General features: G+C 37.7%; 14 protein-coding genes. 4 read left to right on the top strand and 10 right to left on the bottom strand.

What is annotated here, in order from left to right; genetic code table 11:
- Positions 1–41 precede the first annotated feature (41 nt).
- The 7 genes from J3T98_RS06750 to sohB form a co-directional block, all read right to left on the bottom strand.
- A complete protein-coding gene (locus J3T98_RS06750; RefSeq protein WP_267362451.1) occupies positions 42–2,114 on the bottom strand; it encodes a BglG family transcription antiterminator in 2,073 nt (690 codons plus the stop codon).
- A gap of 193 nt (positions 2,115–2,307) precedes the next feature.
- Positions 2,308–2,925, bottom strand: a complete 618-nt coding sequence (locus tag J3T98_RS06745) for a hypothetical protein (RefSeq protein ID WP_065563341.1) — start codon at positions 2,923–2,925, stop codon at positions 2,308–2,310.
- A 13-nt stretch (positions 2,926–2,938) separates the two neighbouring features.
- Positions 2,939–3,685, bottom strand: a complete 747-nt coding sequence (gene rlmB / locus J3T98_RS06740) for a 23S rRNA (guanosine(2251)-2'-O)-methyltransferase RlmB (RefSeq protein ID WP_065563340.1) — start codon at positions 3,683–3,685, stop codon at positions 2,939–2,941.
- Complete coding sequence (gene rnr / locus J3T98_RS06735; RefSeq protein WP_065563339.1) at positions 3,686–6,088, bottom strand: ribonuclease R; 2,403 nt, start codon at positions 6,086–6,088, stop codon at positions 3,686–3,688.
- A gap of 353 nt (positions 6,089–6,441) precedes the next feature.
- Positions 6,442–7,788, bottom strand: a complete 1,347-nt coding sequence (locus J3T98_RS06730) for a hypothetical protein (protein WP_267362450.1) — start codon at positions 7,786–7,788, stop codon at positions 6,442–6,444.
- Positions 7,789–8,628: 840 nt separating this feature from the next.
- Positions 8,629–9,963, bottom strand: a complete 1,335-nt coding sequence (locus tag J3T98_RS06725) for a hypothetical protein (RefSeq protein ID WP_267362449.1) — start codon at positions 9,961–9,963, stop codon at positions 8,629–8,631.
- 595 nt (positions 9,964–10,558) lie between these two features.
- Complete coding sequence (gene sohB / locus J3T98_RS06720; RefSeq protein ID WP_220225743.1) at positions 10,559–11,602, bottom strand: protease SohB; 1,044 nt, start codon at positions 11,600–11,602, stop codon at positions 10,559–10,561.
- Between the two features lie 145 nt (positions 11,603–11,747).
- Here sohB and J3T98_RS06715 point away from each other — a divergent pair, with 145 nt between their 5' ends.
- Both J3T98_RS06715 and J3T98_RS06710 read left to right on the top strand, forming a co-directional pair.
- Positions 11,748–13,454, top strand: a complete 1,707-nt coding sequence (locus tag J3T98_RS06715) for a formate--tetrahydrofolate ligase (protein ID WP_065563546.1) — start codon at positions 11,748–11,750, stop codon at positions 13,452–13,454.
- A 13-nt stretch (positions 13,455–13,467) separates the two neighbouring features.
- On the top strand, positions 13,468–13,854 hold the full coding sequence (locus J3T98_RS06710; protein WP_267338874.1) for an RnfABCDGE type electron transport complex subunit B: 387 nt from the start codon (positions 13,468–13,470) through the stop codon (positions 13,852–13,854).
- Positions 13,855–13,893: 39 nt separating this feature from the next.
- Here the strand turns inward: J3T98_RS06710 and typA are convergent, their stop codons facing one another.
- The gene (gene typA / locus J3T98_RS06705) at positions 13,894–15,717 is read right to left on the bottom strand and encodes a ribosome-dependent GTPase TypA (RefSeq protein ID WP_065563548.1); all 1,824 of its coding nucleotides are present in this window, start codon (positions 15,715–15,717) and stop codon (positions 13,894–13,896) included.
- 154 nt (positions 15,718–15,871) lie between these two features.
- Entirely contained in the window at positions 15,872–16,408 is a 537-nt protein-coding gene (gene hemG, locus J3T98_RS06700; RefSeq protein ID WP_416380531.1) for a menaquinone-dependent protoporphyrinogen IX dehydrogenase, read from the bottom strand.
- A 153-nt stretch (positions 16,409–16,561) separates the two neighbouring features.
- Between hemG and glmU the strand changes: the two genes are divergently transcribed.
- A complete protein-coding gene (gene glmU / locus J3T98_RS06695; RefSeq protein ID WP_416380628.1) occupies positions 16,562–17,938 on the top strand; it encodes a bifunctional UDP-N-acetylglucosamine diphosphorylase/glucosamine-1-phosphate N-acetyltransferase GlmU in 1,377 nt (458 codons plus the stop codon).
- Positions 17,939–17,941: 3 nt separating this feature from the next.
- Positions 17,942–19,774 (top strand): glutamine--fructose-6-phosphate transaminase (isomerizing), encoded by a 1,833-nt coding sequence (gene glmS / locus J3T98_RS06690; protein ID WP_267342498.1) that lies wholly within the window; start codon positions 17,942–17,944, stop codon positions 19,772–19,774.
- Between the two features lie 512 nt (positions 19,775–20,286).
- On the opposite strand, the gene J3T98_RS06685 is transcribed toward glmS, so the two are convergent.
- Positions 20,287–20,931 (bottom strand): DUF7424 family protein, encoded by a 645-nt coding sequence (locus tag J3T98_RS06685; RefSeq protein ID WP_267362446.1) that lies wholly within the window; start codon positions 20,929–20,931, stop codon positions 20,287–20,289.

Here is a 20,931-nt window from a genome sequence, read left to right as displayed (position 1 = left end):
TTCTATTCTCCTTCAGATTTAGGTATTTAATCCGATTTTGCTTAATTAAATAAAATTGACTTAAATTGCGCTACACTATGACAGTTGGTTAAACGCTCCAGTTTTTGTTCATCATTAATTAATTCAATCAAACTGCGCATAATGTTGAGATGAGAAAACGAATCGATAGCGGCTAAACAAAATATAATTTTCACTGGCCCCATTTCATCATTACCAAAATCTACTGGGCGGCTCATCGTCACTACGCTCAAACCTAATTGATTTACTCCGTCTTCAGGTCGAGCATGCGCTAAAGCTAAATTTTTACCAATCACAATATAAGGACCATATTGTTCAACCGATGTGATCATGGCATCGACGTAAGAAGGTAAAATAAACTGTTTTTTTAATAATGGTTCAGCAGCAATTTGGATAGCCTTTCGCCAATCATGGCAGTCTTGATGTAATAAAATGTCATCATCAGTAAGAATATCTTTCAACATAGGCTGGATTTTCCTTTTATTGATTTTAAGATTATTGAGAGCTAAACACTTTTCAAGTTGGTTATAGATAGGCTCGGACACAATACCGCCACTTTCTTTAATTAAATTAACAAGTGAATAGAACAGATCCGTTGCATCCGTTAGGTAATTGATACGTTGATTAGCACGATGTTTAGTTAAAAAATCTTTAATGATAGGATGATTTTTTTCTTTTAATATGGGTTCTAAAACTAATACTGGATGAGCAAAATGTTGCAAAGGAAAGGTAGAAAATATTAAATCAAAATCAAGTTGCTCCAACAAATTTAAATCGTTACGCCCTAAGATTGCTAATACATCTATACTAAAAAACTCTTTAAGTGTCTGTGCCAGCAGATTAGAAGTTGCTATACCATGACAACACAACACCACTGCTTTAAAATAGTAACTACGATCTTGGTTAATGGCACTGGCAAAGGTTGAAAAATGAATTGTCAAAAAAGCAATTTCATCATCGGAAATCTTATGGCTAAGTTTTGTTTCAAGTTCATGCATAAAAGTGGTAATCGCAGCATGAATTTCACCGTAATTTTGTTTAATACTATCGAGCAATGGATTAATAATATGAATATTATTACTCACTCTGGCAATCAGCCCGGCTAAGTGCTTACAAAGGTTTTCATATAACTGTTCTTGTTTAGTTGAAAACGGGATTAGCGTTTTTTCTTCTACATAATTAACTAATTTAATGGCTAATAACTGCGCATTAAGCCATTCGACATAATTATTGATATCCTTAGTGTTAAATGCCTCTAGCATGTAAATGATATATTGGCGTTCTTGCCAATTTACCTGTAACGCAAAGTACTGGCACACCAACTGAATAAAGTTCGCTATTTGTCCTTGTTCATTATTATTAAAGTCAGTCCTGACCATTGTCAGATGATGTTGATGCTGATTACGAACAAGCCAAATAGCGGTAAAAATCACAATTTGTTGGACATAAATTTCATCATGTATCTGACTGATAGTTTGATGCGCTAACTGCAATAAGTTATCAATCAGTGATTGAGGAATATAATTAAACAAATGTTGCTGTATTGAGCTTAATTCAGGTAAAGGCTTATCTAGTTCTAAATTGCCGGCAAATTGGTTAATAGCTTCATACATCATTAAGCGAATCGAGCGCTCTAATCCAACAAATTGCATCCCTTGCTTCGGTTGGCTAATTAATTCAATATCATATTTTTTTAATCGTACTTTGATTTTACGAATATCTTCATCTAATACACTTTTTGAAACGAAATAGACCGCTTCTTTATGGCTTAAAATAACAGGCGTTTTAGCAAAAGCAATCGACAATAACAAATCAAACTGTCGCTCATCTTTGCTTAAAACGGTAGAGGATGGCACACCCAATAACGCATCGTGAATCAGCTGTTTCTGCTCTTGATCAGCATTGATGATAAACCCTTTATTACGCACAGTAGTAATTAAAGTGAAATGTCTTTTAGATAAAAACTCATTAATTTCTTGAATTTCATTACGAATAGTTCGAGCACTAATTTGAAACTCTTCTGTAAGCATTTCAATGGTTAATGGATAGTCGATTGAAATGAATTTTTTACATAATTCAATGGTTCTACTTCGCATAAACTTCTCACCTATTTACTTCTTAATTTAAGTATAAGTGAGATGAATTTGCTTACCTAGTGGGTATTTTTGCAAAGATAAATTGCAAAATTGTTGGTAATAAATAGTGCTATTTAAGGAAGGAAGTAAATTAAGTTAACAAAATTGATTGAGTGAATCGATATTACAGCTTCAACTCAATCAATCGTTAAAGTTAGCGCTTTTTGCGACGGTCAATTGCAGCCATTAAAGGACGATGACACTTATAAATCATATCCGGTGGCAGCATAATTAATTCCGCTAATGGTACTGTCCAATCAGGGATTTGCGTATTTTCTGGGTGTTTAGGATCGATGGGAGTATCAACATTATAAAGCTCAGTGTTAGCAAATAACGCTTCTTTTTTAGCGACATCAACATCATCACTATCGCCTAGCATTTTGCAATTATCTAATAACTCATTCGCAAATTGTTCCGGCCAATCTTCGGCAAAATGCCTAAATTTAGCTAAACCTGAAATATGTCTTAACATATCACGAAACAGCAATAAATAAACCATCTGAACGTTCCGTCCGGACAAATTAGCCAACTGCTCATCTGATAAAGTATTATTGATAACTGCAGGACCCCATTTAAAAAACAGCGTGTCTCTATACACCTTAATTACACGTTTAAGAGGACGGTATTTCAATTTAACTAAATTATCAATCTCACGCGATAATTGCATTGTCGGATATCCGACACGATTACGACCATTCAAATCTCGCTCAGACAGCGACGGAGCATTTTTTTCTTTATTCCCTGATAAAAGCTTTTTCAAAAATCCTAACATACTATAACTCTAACTATTTATTTTTTTGTCTAACAAGCTCAAATAAGCAAACGCCGGTAGCAACAGACACATTAAGCGAAGAAACAATACCAGCCATCGGTATACTGACTAACTCATCACAATGCTCTTTGGTTAATCGACGCATCCCCTCACCTTCTGCCCCCATCACTAAGGCCAATGCTGTTGAATTTTTATAAAAGTCAGTTTGGTAAAGTGTGCTGGTTGCTTCACCGGCAGTGCCCACAATCCAAACTTGATATTCATCTTGTAACATACGCATAGTACGCGCCAGATTGGTGACTCTAACCACTGGCACGCTTTCAGCCGCGCCACATGCAACTTTCTGAGCGGTTGAATTAAGTGGTGCAGAACGATCTTTAGGAACAACAATAAAGCTCACACCAGCGGCATCGGCAGTACGAATACAAGCGCCTAAATTATGTGGATCAGTCACACCATCTAAAATTAAAATAATTGGATTGGAATTTTGCTCCATTAATAATGGAATATCATTTTCCTGATAACCACGGCTTGGTTTAACCATCGCCAAAATACCTTGATGAACGCCATTTTTCGTTTTTTCATCTAAATACTGCCTATTGGTCACTTTTACTGCTAAACCCAACTGCTCCAACTCACGAACAAGGGCATTAAGGCGCTTATCTTCTCGGCCTTTAACGATAAAAACTTCAATAATTCTTTCTGGTGCACGCGCTAACAAAGCTTCAATCGCGTGGATACCGTAAACTGTTTCACTCATCTATTTTTTACTCTTTTTTCTCTGATTGCTTGAGGTCGATGCTGATTTAGACGTTTTTTTAGCAGCTGTTTTTGGCTTACTGCGTTTTTTACTCTTTACGACAACCTTTGCGCCCGTTTTTTTACTATTAGCTTGGCTTTTATTTTTGCGCTTAACTGGCAGTTCAGCATCACTATCGACTTTCTTCGCCTTATCTTTGGCTGTCTTACCTTGGCGTTGTGACTTATTATTACTGCCAACCAATGAAAAATCAATTTTACGCTCGTCAGGGTTAACATTTACGACTATTACTTGAACTTTATCACCTAAACGATAAATAAAACGGGTATTTTCACCAATTAAACGATTACGTGATGCATCAAAAATATAATAATCATTTTCGAGTGATGAAACGTGCACTAAACCATCAATAAATAGATCATCTAATCGCACAAAAAAGCCGAAATTAACAACACTCGAAATAGTGCCATTGAATACCTCGCCGACATGATCTTGCATATAATCACATTTCAACCAATCAACGACATCACGAATCGCTTCGTCCGCTCGGCGCTCAGTCATTGAACAGTGTTCACCAAAATAGAGCATCTCGCTAGTCGTATAACGGTGTCCACCGGTTTTATCATGTTGTTTACTATGTTGCTGATCAGCAATAACCCATTTAATCGCACGATGCAATAACAGATCAGGATAACGACGAATTGGCGAAGTAAAGTGCGCATACTCCTCAAGTGCTAACCCAAAGTGCCCACGATTTTCAGGATCGTAAATTGCTTGCTTCATTGAGCGCAAAATGACCGTTTGCAACATCTCATGATCAGGTCTTGCTTCAACCTCAACCATCAACTTAGCGATATCTTTTGGACTGGTACCCTTGCCGAGAGACAAACCAAGTTCACTTAAAATACTGCGTAAATTATTTATGCGATCTTCATCCGGTTTATCATGCACACGAAATAGCGACGGAATCTCAGCATCAATCACCAATTTTGCTGCGGCAACATTGGCCAAAATCATACACTCCTCAATGATCTTATGCGCTTCATTTCGCTGAACTAACTCAATGCTCTCAATACGTTTATCAGCATTGAAGATGAATTTAGGCTCTTCCGACTCAAACCCGATTGCGCCACGGGCAATTCGAGCACTATTAAGCACCTTATAAAGACCATAAAGATTCTCAAGGTGAGGAACCAACTCACGATAATGCTCACGCAAATCCTTATCACCTTCCAAAATCTTAGCTACCTTGGTATAAGTTAAACGCGCGTGTGAATTCATCACCGCTTCATAAAATTGATAACCGGTCAAACGCCCTTTATTCGACACGGTCATTTCGCACACTAAACACAAGCGATCAACTTGTGGGTTGAGCGAACAAAGGCCATTGGATAAAACTTCCGGCAACATCGGAACCACGCGCGACGGAAAATAGACTGAAGTCCCACGCAAACAAGCTTCTTTATCAAGCGCCTTACCGGTTCGTACATAATAGCTCACATCAGCAATCGCTACCCACAAACGATAACCACCACCACGATTCTTTTGACAATAGACCGCATCATCAAAATCTCGTGCATCTTCACCATCAATGGTTACTAACGGCAAATCACGTAGATCCTTACGGCCTTTCTTAGCGCTTTCAGGCACTTGCTCACTAAACTTGTTAGCCGCGTTTTCAACCGCTTTTGGAAATTCATAAGGGATCTCATGATTACGTAATGAAATATCGATGGCTAAATTCGTGCCCATTATTTCGCCAAGCACTTCCTTAATCACTCCGACCGCTTTTTGGCGTCGTTCAGGCCTTTGCTGCAATTCAACCACAACAACTGAGCCCATTCTAACCGTACGATTTGGCTTGCCAGCGATTAAAATATCAAAATTCAAACGGCTATCATCCGGCACCACAAAACCAACACCTTGCTCAATAAAATAACGACCAACAATCAGATTAGTACGTGGCTCTAAAATCCGCACCACTCGCGCTTCAGTCTTACCACGGTATTGACTACCGATTGGCTGAGCCAAAATAACATCGCCTTGTAAAACCTTTTTCATCTGCTCGTGTGACAAAAAATAGTCTTCCGGCTTACCTTCAACCCGTAAAAAGCCATAACCATCACGATGTGCAATAACACTGCCCTTAACCATATCGAATTTTTCAGGTAAGGCATAACATTTACGACGCGTGTAAACCACCTGACCATCACGTTCCATCGCTCGCAATCGGCGATGTAAAGCCTCTTTTTGCTCGTCAGATTTGATTGATACGGCTTTAGCTATTTTTTCTAAACTTGCTGGTTTTGCTTCTTTGGTAAGATAATCCAAAATCAGTTCACGACTGGCGATCGGCGATTCATACTTTTTCGCCTCACGATCATAAAATGGATCTTTTATCATATAGAACGTCCTGTGATCGAATGTTGCGTTAAGGATAACATAGAGTTGTATAACTTAAAATGGAGATTGCTTTTTGGAACTTTAAAAAAAGGGTTACTTAATGTTTTAGGGGATGAAAAGTGGGGTATTCGGCTTTGTATCGTTACAAAAACCCCGTTCCTCAACTTTTTTTGCGATAAAATCGCCTCAAAAATAAACCCGCCGAGGCGGGTAATTCAAACGCCGCTTAGCCGCAAAATCACTTTTTATGGCTAAACGACGTTGACTCCTTGAGTCAGCTTACTTTTAATCACCTAATACTATTTTTTATCACTCCCCCCCCAGCCTAAGGATTAAGGACGAAGAAATAAAAACTAAGGATGGGAGCAAAGGCCGTAGCTGTAGTCGTAGTCGTTGTCGTAGGCCCAACCCACGATACCGTTGTATGTGTACACGATAAACTGGTTACTACCATTCCGGTCACTAGTCCAGAGCCGATTGTTGGTGAGGCCAATGGTTGTATAATCAAACATACGACCCCACTCAGTGAAAAAACCAGAACCTATATGACGCATATAATGATTATCCCGTGAGGAAGGGGTGGCGCCAGAGATAGCAGGAGATTCTGTACGAACCGCGTTGGTTAAATCCCTTACGCTAGGCATTCGATAACCAATACGATTACACCAAGATAATGTATTAGAATAAGTGTCAGATATAGTACCTCGGTTGACGAACCACTGCTTCAAAGTAAAACCATATTTAACAACAGGAGTACCATTAGTATCACGACCGACCAACTCGAAGGTCTGAGGCAAAGTAGGTTTAGAAATAGGACCAGGATTGTTTGACCAATGCTGGGATATGGTAGCATAAGGACCAGTTAAAGTAACGCGAACGCTTGTAGCAGTAGAATTTGACATTGTGACTGTGATACCACCCAGAGAAACAGGAGACCAAGACAATGGCTGACTACTACCACTAATATCTAAATCAAAGTACAATCCATTAAGACCTGTAGTAGGAAAGTTTTGACCGTAATAGAGAGGGTCTGTTTTTTGAGTGAGAAACCCCCTATCAGGGTCCCACATCGAAGCTGGGCCAGCAAAATCCCAAGATGGGTCATAAGGATCATCACCAAGCTTACCATACATTAAATTAGGTCTGACGAAACAAACCACAGGCGAAGCCTTTGGATTGACGTAATAAGTCTCACTACGGGCACTGAAATCACTACGATTAGGAACGCCATAACGAGTTGATAATGTACCGTTAGTACTGGATAACTTAATCCTATAAGGTGCGTTACAAATTGTTAACACGGAATTACGTGATACCGTTTGACCGTTTTTATCGACGATAGATAAACTTAAAGAACCTGTAGCAGTAACGTCTGAATCACCATCATCATCCCCCCAATAATTATTAGGAGGACCGATAAGAGTACTTAAATCGACTGAATTAGTATCAGTAGGAACGAACATACGAATATCAGCAAAACTCTGACCCTCAACCGGCAAGACGATTGGGGTTGTAGATGATAAATTGGTAGAAGGCGTGTAATTAGTTCCGTTAGATAGTGTAATCCCAAGCAGACCGTTAGCATCAACTGCACGAGTACGACCACCGTCGAAAGTCAGATAAGGTACACTACCCTGTATCGCATTCCTAGTTGTCTGTGATGTCAATGCATGACTGGAAAAAGAAAGGAAAATAGCCACGAAAAAAACAATCTGACGGGATAATTGGGAAAAAGATCGAAAACAGGATCTGAAAGAGGATCCGGAAAACGATCGGAAAAAGGATCGAGAAGAGGATCGCGGAAGCGACCGCGCGAAAATTCGCTGAATTTCACTTGATTGAGTAGAAAAATAAGCTTCAGTGAAAAATTTAAACTGGGTGCTGGACTTAGACGAATTTAAAACATAGGTTGACCAAGTTGCCTGTTGCCTGTTGCCTGTTGAAAATTATAGAACATATGCGACAATCCTGTCAAGTAATTTTTTGATTAATTTACAATTTTATTTCTGCTAAATTTTAGCCTAGTAGCTAAAACCGTGTAAAAAGTATAGTGATTGGAAAAACACGATGCAACACTTTTTTTCGCTCATTTACGTTAACTTTTGTAAATAAGATCTAAAAAGGATCTAAGTTACAACCGATTAATCATTGTTTTAATTAAATATATCGTAATTACAAATCTTTAAAATTAGAGCAATTGATCCTTAAAAATTTTATTTTTGGGCTCTGGATTAGAAATTCAGTGATTTGGATCATTTAATAATTTTTAGATGAGATTTAAAACCTCAAAAACCCCGTTCCTCAACTTTTTTTGATGAAAAAAGGATTTCTAAAAAGTGCCACAGTTTGAGCGCAATTATTTATTTGAGGCAATATTGCAAAGCAGAATTTTGAACCCCAAAAACCCCGCTCCTCAACTTTTTTTGCGATAAAAAACTCAAAAAAACCGCCCCAATTGAGGCGGATGGTTTAAGTTTCGACACCATAACTTATTAGAAAAATATAAGCTATTTTACTATCTCTCCCTCAAAAAATAAGAATTAAGGGTTGAGATCTGAAACACAAACCCCGTTGTAGAAGGTTGCAGGATCTACCCAATGAATAAGTCCGTGGTCGGCGTGTGCGTAAAAGTAATACGTGTAACCACCATCATGGGAGTACGAGTCATTAGTCCAATAATACAAATTAAAGTTAGTATTCGCGTAATATAACAGAAAGCCCCACTCGGTAATAAGACCTGCCCCAATGGTACGTTGGTAATGATTACCCGGTGATGGAGGTGTAGCGGTAATCAATTGGTCATTTGATGGATAAACCGCATTGGTTAAATCCCTTACATTAGGAAGGTGATAACCTATATTTGTACACCAAGATAATTGGTTGTCGTGATTTCCTATAACGTTTCCACGATTGACAAACCACTGCTTTAGTTCAAATCCATATTTAACGACAGCCTTACCACTACTGTCACGACCGACTAACTCGAATGTCTGGGGTAAAGATGGTTTAGCTACTTTTTCCGGATTACTAGAATTCCATTGTTCTAAGGTTGCAGCAGGGCCCGTTAATGTAACGCGGACACTAGTATTTGTTGAATTGGTCATCGTCGCAGTAATTCCACTATGAGAAACCGGATCCCACGTTAATGCCTGATCATTATTGCTAATATCTAAATCAAAGTACAAACCATTAGCGCCAGTAGTCGGGAAATTTAAACCATAAGATGATGGCGTCGCGGTTTGAGTTAGAAAGCCTTTACCATAATTCCAGATAGTTTCGGGACCTACATAGGGAGGTGCGGTATACGCTAGATTATTTGGTTTAGCAAAACAAATCGCAGGTGATTCTTTAGGTTTAAAATAATAGGTAACACTACCTGCTCCGAACTTAATGCTATTAGGAACGCCATAACGAGTGGTCAATGTGCCTTCAGTATTAGTTAATGTCGCTTTATAAGGCGCTTTACAAAACATAGGTACGGTATTTCGTGATACAGTTTGATTGTTTTTATCAACAATAGACAAGCTTATACTGCCAGTAGCAGTGACTTCACTATCTCCATCATCATCCCCCCAATAATTATAAGGTGCAGCAACAATGGTGTTTAAATCAACGGTATTACTATCAACTGGCACCAACATGCTAATATCAGCAAAACTTTCATCAATAGTTGGTAATTCGATAGGATTAGTTGCACTAGAATTATTATTTGATGGCGAGTATTGTTGACCATTAGAAAGATGGATCCCGAGCAAACCTTCGATATCCGTTACTCGTGTATTACCACCGTCGAACGTAAAATAAGGCACATCACCGTGAATAAAATTGGATGTTGTGGATGTTAACGCTGTACTAGTAAATGAAAACGCTAACAATATGCTAAGTACTAAAGGTAATAGGATCTGTCGGGATGATATTGATCTATGTGAGGATCGCGCAAAATTTTGCGTAATTTTATAGATCTTGGTGAAAAAATAGACTTTAGTGAAAAATGAAAAATAAGAGCTTAACTTTGACGAATTTAACTTATAGGTTGGCCATGTTGCCTGTTGCCTGTTGCCTGTTGAAAATTATAGTGCATATTACATAATCCTGTCAACTAAATTTATTATTTATTTACTATTTATGTTTTTACTTAAATTTGGAACGCTTATATAAAACGATGTAAAAGTATAGTGACTGAAAAAATACGATGCAACAATTTTTCACTTTAGATCGTTAATCTTTGTAAAGAAAAACATCTAAAAAAACAAAAATAACCGAGCAGATGCGGTTTAATTAAAAAACAGTTCATTTACAATTCTTTAAGTATCACATTTTTAAGATAAATCGTTTGGTGTTAGAAATTAGACGTTTTAGTAAATTTAAGATTTTCAGACAAAATTTTAGGGTTAAAAAACCCCGCTCCTCAACTTTTTTTGAGGAATCGGGGTTTTAAAGATGTAAAATAGTGATTTTAGGTTAAACCTTTTACAGTCCGTTTCCTTGTCTAAAAAATAACTTTTCCATGCCTTTCACGACATTTTTGGAGAGTTTTTCGGACAGTTTTTGTTTGCGTTGATAGTTTACGGCAATGATTTTATGCGTTTCTAGGTGCGATAAGATAAAATCATCACTGGTGCTAATTTCGTCAACCAGTCCCATTTCTTTGGCTTGAGTAGCAAACCAGTGTTCGCCTGTTGCAACCTGATCTATATCGATATTTGGTCGATATTCTTTTACAAAGTCTTTAAATAATAGATGCGTTTGTTCAAGTTCTTGTTTGAATTTTTGGCGACCTTCGTCCGTGTTTTCACCAAACATGGTTAGGGTTCGTTTGTATTCTCCTGCCGTTTGTAATTCAATATCGACATCATGTTTTTTTAGCAATCGGTTGAAGTTAGGAATTTGGGCAACAACACCAATTGAACCAACAATTGCAAATGGCGCTGCGACAATTTTGCTAGCAGTACAAGCCATCATATAACCGCCACTGGCTGCAACTTTGTCAACTACAGCAGTAAATGGAATGTTACGCGTTCTAAAGCGTAATAGTTGGGAGGCAGCAAGGCCATATCCATGCACTACTCCACCAGGGCTTTCAAGTTTTACGACCACTTGATCTTCAGGTTTGATGACAGCTAGGACTGCGGTAATTTCTTGACGCAGTTCTTCAACTTCATGTGCATCCATACTGCCGTTAAACGATAAGACAAATAATTTAGGCTTTGCATCTGATGATTTAGCATTATCATCTTTCTTTTTAGCCGCTTGTTTAGCTTGTTTCTTTTCAAGTTTTTTTTGTTTTTTGAGATCTTTTGTAAACTGTTTAGCTTCGATTTCATCCATGCTCGACGTTAACATGTCATCTTTGACTTGTTCATATTCTTCGCTAATATCTTTGACAGATAAACGTCCAGCAATTGTTGATGATTTTCGGCGTTGACTTAAAATAAAAATTAATACCGCTAAAATAGCAATAACCACCGTTGTTGTTTCAGCCAAGAAGAGAGAATACTGCGAAAACCAGTTCATTTAATCATTATCCTTTAGTTGAAAATTTTCGCTATTATAACAAGATAATTAGAGATTGTGCCGAAAATCAATAAAGATTAAATTGTTGCTTTATTCGGCATTTTAAATTCTTTATACTGACAGCCTAATTTATTGTTATACGAGAATGAAAATGCCACTACGCCCAATAACTGAAATCGCTAAACAATGTCAGATCCCTGAACAATACGTGCTTCCTTACGGTAAATATGTTGCCAAAATTGATTTATCAATCCTTAATGCGAAGGAAAATCGCGCTAATGGTAAATTAGTTTTAGTTACCGCTATTACACCAACACCATTAGGTGAGGGTAAAACCGTCAATACCATTGGTCTAAGTGAAGGCCTTAATTATTTAGGTAAATCAGCTATCGCTTGTATTCGTCAACCAAGCTTAGGACCTGTTTTTGGCGTAAAAGGCGGTGCAGCCGGTGGTGGGCAAGCAGAAGTTTTGCCGATGGAGACGCTAAATCTTCATCTTACTGGTGATATTCATGCAATAACTGCAGCACATGATTTAGCATCTGCCGCGTTGGATTCTCGTCTTTATCATGAAGATCGTCTTGGCGATGAGTTTACCGCACAAACCGGTTTACCTCGTTTAAATATTGATGTTAATCGCATTGTTTGGAAACGGGTTATTGATCACAATGATCGCGCTCTGCGTAATATCACTGTCGGTGTTGGTGGCGGTGTGAATGGTGTTGAACGCCGTGACGGATTTGAGATTACGGCAGCGTCTGAGCTAATGGCAATTTTGGCTTTGGCTTCTGATTTACATGATATGCGTGCGCGTATTGGTCGTATTATTTTGGCCTATAATACGCAAGGCGAGCCAATCACAGCTGAACAGCTCGAAGTTGCAGGCGCGATGACAGTACTTCTTAAAAATGCGATTAATCCTAACTTGATGCAAACCGTTGAGAATACGCCTGTACTAATCCATGCTGGACCATTTGCTAATATTGCTCATGGTAATTCATCAGTTATCGCTGATCGCATTGCAATGAATTTAGCCGATTATGTGATAACCGAAGCAGGTTTTGGTTCTGACATGGGTATGGAGAAATTCTTTAATATTAAATATCGTCAAGCTGGTATTAAGGCTTCTTGCGTGGTTTTAGTGGCAACGGTTCGTAGCTTAAAATCTAATAGTGGTAAATATAATATCAAACCAGGACAAGCTATCCCTAAAGAGATTTCAGAATCAAATGTGGAGTTACTTGAAATTGGTGCGGCCAATTTAGCTTGGCATATTAAGAATGCCAAGAGCTATGGTTTACAAGTAATTGTTGCGATCAATCGATTCCCACATGATAGTGAAGAAGAGTTGGCGTTTTTACAAAAATATGCCGTTGAACATGGTGCTTTTGCTTGCGAAGTGAGCGAAGTGTTCACTCAAGGTGGTAAAGGTGCTGAAAAACTTGCTAAACATGTTATTGAGGCATGTGATATGCCAAGTGAAATCAAATTACCTTATCCTGACAGTATGCCATTGATGGATAAAATCCAAACTATGGTTAAAAAGTACGGTGCCAATAAAGCGAACTTGTCAGAAACCGCGCTTAAGAACATTAAAGAGATTGAAGCGTTAAAACTTGATCACTTACCACTTTGTATTGCCAAGACGCCGATGTCGATTAGCGCTGATGCTAATTTAAAGAATGTACCAACTGACTTTGATGTTGATATCAGCCATTTAGCCATTTCAGCCGGTGCTGGTTTTATTCGAGTTTATGCTGGTAATGTGATGACAATGCCAGGGCTTGGCACTAACCCAGCTTATCGACACATTGATATTGACAAAGATGGTAATATTGTTGGTTTAAGTTAATTTAAATTTTATTATGCAATATAAAGCCTTTATTGATGAAGAAAATTGTATTGGTTGTGGTAAATGTATCCGTGTTTGCCCTACTGATGCTATTGTTGGTAGTAAACAGGTGTTACATACGGTATTACCGCAATTTTGCACTGCGTGTAGTAATTGTATTAATACCTGTCCAACTGATTGTATTACCTTAAGCACTCTTGGCGTTGAATTAAGTGAGCAAGAAGAGTTGCTGTTAACTGAGAAGAAACAACAACGCTTAAATCGTAATCAATTGGTTCCGCCGACTATTTTATTTCCTAAGTCGATGCCAGCAAGCAGTGCGACTACTCAGAAAGATCGTAAACAATCGATTGCCGATGCTATTGCTCGCGTTAGAGCTAAAAAAAACCTCGCTAATTAGCGAGGTTTTGTTGTTTGATTATTTAAATCATAATTCACATTATTCTTTATTACTTCTAAATGCACGCTTACGATCGTTTTCAGTTAGATGACGTTTACGTAGACGAACAGATAATGGTGTTACTTCAACTAATTCATCATCATCAATAAATTCTAACGCTTGTTCTAACGACATTTTTACTGGTGGTGATAAGGTAGTCGCTTCATCAGTACCTGATGCTCGCATGTTAGTTAATTTTTTACCCGTTAAGCAGTTAACGGTTAAATCATTTGAGCGAGTATGGATACCAATAATTTGCCCTTCATAAACTTCAGCACCATGACCAAGGAATAATTTACCACGATCTTGCAAGCTATAAAGCGCATAAGCCAAAGCTTTACCAGTACCGTTTGAAATCATTACCCCATTATTACGTTGGCCGATTTCACCCGGACGCACATCATCGTAATGGCTAAATGTTGAGTAAAGTAAACCAGTACCTGATGTCATGGTCATAAATTCAGTTCTAAATCCAATAAGACCACGGCTAGGAATCACATAATCTAGACGTACACGTCCTTTACCATCAGGTAACATATTGGTCAAATCACCTTTACGTAAACCTAAGGCTTCCATCACTGAACCTTGGTGTTGCTCTTCGATATCTAAAGTAACTTGTTCGAAAGGCTCTTGTTTTTTGCCATCGATTTCTCTGTAGATAACTTTAGGACGAGATACCCCAAGTTCATAACCTTCACGACGCATATTTTCAATAAGAACAGATAAGTGCAATTCACCACGACCAGAAACTTTAAATGCATCCGGATCTGGGGTTTCTTCAACACGAAGAGCCACGTTATGTACAAGTTCTTTATTTAGACGTTCAAGAATTTGACGAGAAGTTACATATTTACCTTCTTTACCTGCAAATGGTGAACTATTTACATTAAAGAACATGGTAACTGTTGGTTCATCAACGCTTAGTGCTGGCAGAGCTTCAACACAGCTGTTATCACAAATTGTGTCAGAAATACCAAGTTCACCTAATCCAGTGATAGCAATGATATCCCCTGCTTCTGCAACTTCAGCTTCATAACGTTGTAAGCCTAGGTGACCTAATACTTGTCCAACTTTGCCAGTACGTTTGTTACCTTCGCTATCGACAATAGTAACTTGTTGATTTGGTTTAACGCGACCGCGTTTAATACGACCAATCCCAATAACACCAACATAATTGTTGTAATCAAGTTGAGAAATTTGCATTTGGAATGGACCATCTAAATCAACTTTAGGTGGTTCTACATGTTCAACAATTGCTTCAAATAGTGGTGTCATGTCTTGTGCCATATCTTCATGATCAAGACCTGCAATCCCCATTAAAGCTGATGCATAAACGATTGGGAAATCAAGTTGTTCATCAGTTGCACCAAGGTTAACGAATAAGTCGAATACTTGATCCACAACCCAATCTGGGCGCGCACCCGGACGGTCAACTTTATTAATAACCACAATTGGTTTTAAACCATGAGCGAATGCTTTTTGAGTCACAAAACGTGTTTGTGGCATTGGTCCGTCCATTGCATCAACAAGCAGTAGTACAGAGTCAACCATTGACATTACACGCTCAACTTCACCACCAAAATCGGCATGGCCTGGAGTATCAACGATATTAATTCGGTAACCATTCCAATCGATAGCCGTATTTTTAGCTAAAATAGTAATACCACGCTCTTTTTCAAGCGCATTTGAGTCCATTATTCTTTCATTGTCATCACCACGCAAATTATCAAGCGTGCCTGATTGTTTTAATAGTTTATCAACCAAGGTTGTTTTACCATGGTCAACGTGAGCAATAATGGCTATATTTCTTAAATTTTCAATCACAATTAAAATCCCAGTTAGGAGACAGATTCTTTAGGCGCAATATTGTACACCTTTTTAGTAAAAAAGTTGATCTATATCACAAAGTTTCTTCAAAACAACTTTAAGACTTGATATTTAACGAAAATAGTGACTTATTTTATCAAGATAACTAAGACTAATTATCAATAAGTTCCACAAATTGCTCGGCAAATTCATCCACTTTTGTCCAATTTGTGTACTCTATTACTTCTTTTGTCACATCTGTATCACCCTTACCTAACCACATAATAAATCGAATCATATTACGATCAAACCAGTTATATTTAGGATAATAAAGCGCACCAGCAAATACCGCTTTGATAGTCGGTTGCCAGGCAATTTTGGCAAGGAATTTTTTAGTATATAGGTTTGTTTCAGGTGTATTTTTATTTGGTTTTCTAGCCACCACATTTACCCCAAAAAAACCTGATTTTAACGCATTTAATTGCTGATAATTGGCATCAATAAACTTCTTCATGGTTTTACTGTAAAAACCATATCGAATTGAACAACCAATTAATACGGCTTTGTAGTTACCAAGATCAATCTTGGTATCGGGCAATAACTCAATCAAATCACAATCACATTTACCCTCAAGATGTGTTTTTATTCGTTGCATAATTTTAAGGGTTTGCTTTTCGTGAGTGGTGTAAAGCAATAAGACCTTGGTAATGCTATTCATAACAATGCTTCCTTTTATTAAAACACTTGGTAAATTTCAATAATTCTTTTTTTAGGATAAAAATTAACAATTACGGGATGATTTCGTGGAAAACTTTGATTATAGTATTAGCCTTATTTAACCAGACCGGAACTGATTATGGCAATTTCACCTCCAAAACGTAGTGCAATTATTTTGGCGGCAGGAAAAGGCACACGGATGTATTCTAACCTACCTAAAGTTTTACATAAAATCGGCGGTAAGCCGATGTTACAACATGTTATTGATACAGTTCAACAACTTAATACTGATCGCATCAATATTGTTTATGGTCATGGCAAAAGCGAGTTAGAAAAATCGTTACAAGATCAACCTGTGCAACTTGTTTATCAAGAAGAGCAGTTGGGTACAGGACATGCTGTTCAACAAGCTATTCCCTTTATTGAAGATGATGAAGATATCTTGATTTTATATGGTGATACACCTCTTATCTCAATTGAAACCTTACAGAATCTAATTGCCAGTAAACCACAAGAAGGCATTGCCTTATTGACAGTGATTTTAGATGATCCTACTGGCTATGGGCGAATCGAACGCAAAGATGGTAAAGTGGTAGCGATCGTTGAACAAAAAGATGCCAATGTTGAACAACAAAAAATCAACGAAATTAATACCGGTATTATGCTGGTTACCGGCAAGTTACTTAAAAAGTGGCTATCTCGTTTAACCAATAATAATGCGCAAAAAGAGTATTATTTGACCGATATTATCGCCTTTGCCCACCAAGATGGTTACGACATTTTAACGTCTCACCCAGTTAAAAAATTCGAAGTTGAAGGTGTCAATAATCGCTTGCAACTTGCAACTTTAGAACGGCATTATCAACAGCATCAAGCTGAGCAACTTTTACTTGCCGGTGTCACGTTGCTTGACCCTGCGCGTTTTGATTTACATGGTAAATTGACTCATGGCAAGGATGTCACTATTGATACAAATGTGATTATTCAAGGTGATGTTACATTGGGTAACAATGTCGTTATCGGTTCAGGTTGTATTTTAAAAAACTGCACCATCGCTGATGATAGCGTAATTAGCCCTTTCTCAGTAATTGAAGATTCAATCATTGCCAAACACTGTACTATCGGACCTTTTGCTCGAATAAGACCTGGTAGCCAACTGGATGATCATGCCCATGTTGGTAACTTTGTCGAATTGAAAAAAGCTCATCTTGGTCATGCTACCAAAGCAGGACATTTAAGTTATTTAGGTGATAGCGAAATTGGCTGTAACGTCAACATTGGCGCAGGCACAATTACTTGTAACTATGATGGTGCGAACAAATTTAAAACCGTGATCGAAGATGATGTATTTGTGGGTTCCGATACTCAACTAATTGCACCAGTCAAAATTGGCAAAGGTGCAACCATTGCAGCGGGAACAACGGTAACCAATGATGTCAATGACAATGAGCTTGTGGTTAGCCGGGTAAAACAGAAACAACTTGCAGGTTGGAAAAGACCAACTAAATTGAAAGAGGAATAAACAATGTGTGGTATTGTGGGCGCGATCGCCAAACGTGATGTGGCAGAAATATTATTAGAAGGTTTAAAACGATTAGAATATCGTGGTTATGATTCTGCTGGGCTTGCTATTATCTCTCCAACAGGTGAATTACAGCGAGTAAGACGTGTCGGAAAAGTAAAAGCGCTTAAAGATGCGGTAGATGAGCATCCAATCAAAGGGTCAACTGGGATTGCTCACACTCGTTGGGCGACGCACGGCGAACCGGTCGAACACAATGCACACCCTCATATATCGGGTTTTATTGCCGTTGTGCACAATGGTATTATTGAAAATTTTGAGCCTCTGCGTGAAACACTCATCGCGAAAGGATATCAATTCCGTTCAGAAACCGATACCGAAGTTATTGCCCACTTAATTCACGATATTATCTCAACCGAAGATTGCTCACTTTTTGAAGCAGTACAAAAAGCAATCCCACAATTACGAGGTGCTTATGGCACCGTTGTAATGGATACGCGTAATCCCGATATTCTCGTCGCGGCACGCTCAGGTAGTCCACTAGTGATTGGTTGTGGCGTTGGTGAAAACTTTATTGCTTCAGATCAATTAGCTTTATTACCGGTTACTCGTCAATTTATCTTCTTAGAAGAGGGTGATATTGCACTAATCACCCACCGCACTGTTAATATTTTTGATAAAAACCATCAAGAAGTTAACCGTCCATGCATCGAATCTGATGCGAAATATGACGCAGGCAGTAAAGCTGGCTTTAATCACTACATGCAAAAAGAGATTTACGAACAACCTAATGCTATAAAAAATACCCTTGAAGGGCGAATGGCTCATGGCAAAGTGGATTTATCTGAACTTGGCGATGATGCGGAAAATATTCTTAAGCAAGTTGAACATGTGCAAATTGTTGCTTGTGGTACCGCCTATAATGCCGGAATGGTTGCTCGTTATTGGTTTGAGGCATTAGCTGGTATTCCTTGTGATGTGGAGATCGCTTCGGAATTTCGCTATCGAAAACCCGCTCGCCGTAAAAACAGTTTATTCATCACCCTATCACAATCAGGTGAAACGGCAGATACGCTTGCAGCATTACGCTTAGCAAAAGAGAATAATTACTTAAGCACTCTTGCCGTTTGTAATGTGGCTGCCTCTACCTTAGTTCGTGAAGCTGATTTGGTATTACTAACCAAAGCTGGCGTTGAAATTGGCGTTGCTTCAACTAAAGCCTTTACCACGCAATTAACCGTATTATTGCTTTTAGTTGCCAAATTAGGCCGACTTAATGACATGGCTGAAATCACTGAACAAGCGATCGTCCATGCCTTACAAACTTTGCCAAATCGCATTGAGCAAGTGTTAATGGCCGAGCCAGAAATCAAAAAACTTGCTGGACACTTTGTCGATAAACATCACGCCCTATTTTTAGGCCGTGGCGATGAATATCCAATCGCAATGGAAGCGTCATTAAAACTAAAAGAGATCTCCTACATTCATGCAGAAGCGTATGCCGCAGGTGAATTAAAACATGGTCCTTTAGCGCTTATTGATGCAGATATGCCAGTTATTGTTATGGCTCCGACCAATGACCTACTCGAAAAACTTAAAGCTAATATCGAAGAAGTTCGTGCCCGTGGTGGACAACTTTATGTATTTGCAGAGCAAGATGCAGGCTTTGTGAGTGATGACACAATGCATATCATCAACTTACCTCATATTGAAGAACTTACAGCGCCAATCTACTACACGGTACCAACCCAATTGCTTGCTTACCATGTAGCTTTAATCAAAGGCACAGACGTCGATCAGCCTCGTAATTTGGCAAAATCTGTGACTGTGGAGTAAAGTTCGTTGTATTAAATGTGAGAAGTTAGTGTATGTTTTTGATATCATAATCAAAACCAACGCTCTCACATTAAATCAATTACATATAAATAAAAATCACCATTTCAAGTTGTTAAAAAAGATTTTAACTCTAGTTAATAATGGATAGTATTCAAGTAAATTAGCAAATCATCTGAATTTATTTAGAATGGCTATACACCGAATATTTTCTCAACATCAGCCCGAATTTATTTTATCGGTGTAATAAAACTCAATGTATTTCAATAAAAAATATATCTGATTTTATTGTAAGTTATTTTGCAAATTTGTATGTAATATTACTTATTAATAGAATATTTAAAGGATGTTTTACTAAATAATAAATACAAAAATACTAATAAAAATATATTTTAAAAGCAAATGAAGATTTGTTTTTGTAATAATATTGATAACGCCTAGGTAATTATAATCTATTTAAAAAGGCATCATTTAGGATGCCTTCACATTTAACTAAAATTACTTAGGCTTAAACCTTACTGAGTTTCACCCTTCTTTTTATAATCTTCATAAATAAATACTATGTTATTTTTTAAAAGAAAATCAACGGAAACATTTGATAATCGAAATATATTATTTCCTTTTTGAAGTACATATTGGTTAAGAAGAATAGGATTTTCATCAATATATACTGCATTTGCAGAAATATTTCGTTCATTACCAGAATCATTATTAAGATTTATTTTAATATCGAAGTCTAACTTTCCTGCTGGCGATTTTTTCATATTACTCATTTTATTACTCAGTTCTTTTGAAACAAGTACAATCATTCCATCACCCCAGTTACCATTAGTGATCTGAATATCACCAGCTGGTTGTCTACCACCAACAACAACAGGAATTTTGAATAATGCTTTTGAATCAAATTTTTCTTTGTAACATTCGACATATTCTGCATTTGGAAATATTTGTGTAATTTTTTGTTTTGCTTCAATTAAAGAAGAAGATTCTTTTCTAGAATCTTTATAATCACCACAAGCAGTAACTTCTATAGTAAGATCTGATTTAACTGTTTTAGGTGTTTCACTACCCAGATCACTTAAATTAACACTTGGTGATAACTCTACTTTACAAGCGGATAACAAAACACAACAAGACAATAATACTAATAATTTTTTCAT

This window comes from Gilliamella sp. B2772, from assembly GCF_026536985.1.
GTDB classification, from domain to species: domain Bacteria; phylum Pseudomonadota; class Gammaproteobacteria; order Enterobacterales; family Orbaceae; genus Gilliamella; species Gilliamella apicola_E.
This window is presented reverse-complemented; position numbering and strand designations above follow the sequence as displayed.